This is a genomic window from Hydrogenivirga sp. 128-5-R1-1 (assembly GCF_000171895.1).
On sequence record NZ_ABHJ01000187.1, the window covers coordinates 1 to 2,007 of the forward strand.

A 2,007-nucleotide genomic window follows, 5' to 3' on the forward strand; every position below is an offset into this window, starting at 1 on the left:
CTGCCATACCGTGAGTAAGAAGTATTTGAAGACCAGCTATCGCAAGTCCTATCCCTATAACTATCAGATACCCTGTAAATAACACTTTTATAGGTAAAGAAAATTGAGTAAGATTAAGCCATTTACCTGTTTCAAAATTATTATCCATGCTAAACCTACCTGAAATTTTATATTTTTGATATTTTACTATATTTATTTAATATTTATATTTAATTTTTCAAGCTTTTTTCTTAATGTTGCTCTATTTATTCCTAAAATCTGTGCTGATTTAGATAAATTAAAATTTGATTTCTTTAAAACATTTTCTATTAATATTTTTTCAATTTTTTCCTTTGTTTGCTTTGCATTTTCATGATTTATTAATTGTTCTATAATATCTTTTAATTTATCATACAAATCTGGTATTTCTTCTTTTCCTTCTTCTAAGAATTCTAAATCTGTAATACTTAAAATACTATCTCTACAAAAGACCATTGAACGAATAACCACATTTTCAAGTTCTCTTATGTTTCCTTTCCAGTATCTTGATTTTAATTTTTCAATGTAATCTTTTGTAAATCCTTCAATATTTTTATTAATTTTTTTGTTATTTTTATTTATAATACATTCCACAATATAGGGAATATCTTCTTTCCTTTCTCTAAGAGGAGGAAGCTTAAAAGTTATCACATTTAGCCTGTAATATAAATCTTCCCTAAATTTTCCTTCTTTAACCATCTGACTTAAATCTTTATTTGTGGCAGCAATAACCCTGACATCTACATTTATCTCTTCTTCCCCACCTACTCTGTAAAAACTTCCTTCCTGTAAAACCCTGAGGAGTTTAGACTGCGCCTCTAAGGGCATTTCTCCAATTTCATCTAAGAAAATTGTTCCACCATTTGCAATCTCAAATTTTCCTTTTTTCTGTGTTTCTGCGCCTGTAAAAGCTCCTTTTTCATAACCAAAAAGCTCACTTTCTATTAAGTTTTCAGGAATAGCAGCACAGTTAATTGCTATAAAAGGTTTATCTTTCCTTTTACTTAATTTCCACAATCCCCTTGCAAAAAGCTCTTTTCCTGTTCCTGTTTCTCCAATAATTAAAACAGGAAGGTCTGTAGGTGCAACCTCACCGGCAAGTTTACATATATTTTTCATATAAGGAGATGACCCTATTATTGAACAAAGATACTGGCACAAAATCGTTTCATCTGTTTCCTTTTTTCTTATGTAGTAAATTTCCTTTTCATCTTTTTCTTTTTTGTTTATGTTTTTGAGTACCTTTTCCAAATCATTTTTTTTAAATGGATACTCAATATAATCAAAATAATTATTAGACATAATTTTCATTATCAAAGCTGCAAGATTAGATTTTACAGCATTTTTGTCTATAATAGCTATTGGGAAAGTCCCCGGTGAAGTTGAAAAAGGGACTATCCCAAAATCTTGAATATTTACAAAAACTATACCTTCTAATTTTAAGTCCTTTATATTTTCTTCTATTAAATTAACATTTTTAAAGTATTTCTTAATATCTCTGTATACATTTTCATCTTTGGTTATAACACTTACTTTCATTCACTTACCACAAATAGGAATTTTCCGTTTTTACCTGATACGCTCTTAGTTTTTCGGCTCTTGATAGATATAAGTTAGGAGAAATTCCTTTTTTGTAAAGCTGTCTTGAGAAGTAGTTAATGAGGTTAGCACATTTGCACGGCTTACTTAAATCAAAAACAGAGTATAAAACTTTTTTACTTTTAGGAGCTATAAAATAAACAGCTTCTTTTTTTTCTAAATTATAATAAGCTGCAAATTTTTCTGCATTTTTAGAACCTATTTTTAACTGTTTAAATATGAAATTCTTATTAATCTTTTTTGCCAGATACTTGTTCTTCAATATTTTTTTATTAATTTTCTCATGATAAGGACTTCCTTCATGGTAAAAATAAAGGACTAAAAGTTTTTCCTGTGCAAAGCTTATACCAGCAAAAATTAGGCTCAACCCTAAACTTAAAATAATCTTCT

Annotated in this window: 2 protein-coding genes and 1 pseudogene; all 3 read right to left on the bottom strand. The window is 28.2% G+C overall.

Going from position 1 to position 2,007, the window contains the following annotated elements:
- Positions 1-148, bottom strand: a pseudogene (locus HG1285_RS20670) (elongation factor-1 alpha); the annotation flags it as partial.
- A gap of 44 nt (positions 149-192) precedes the next feature.
- The gene (locus HG1285_RS03530) at positions 193-1,557 is read right to left on the bottom strand and encodes a sigma-54 dependent transcriptional regulator (protein ID WP_008288848.1); all 1,365 of its coding nucleotides are present in this window, start codon (positions 1,555-1,557) and stop codon (positions 193-195) included.
- 4 nt (positions 1,558-1,561) lie between these two features.
- Positions 1,562-2,007, bottom strand: a 446-nt coding sequence (locus tag HG1285_RS19855; RefSeq protein WP_008288849.1) for a hypothetical protein, incomplete at its 5' end; no start/stop codon positions are given.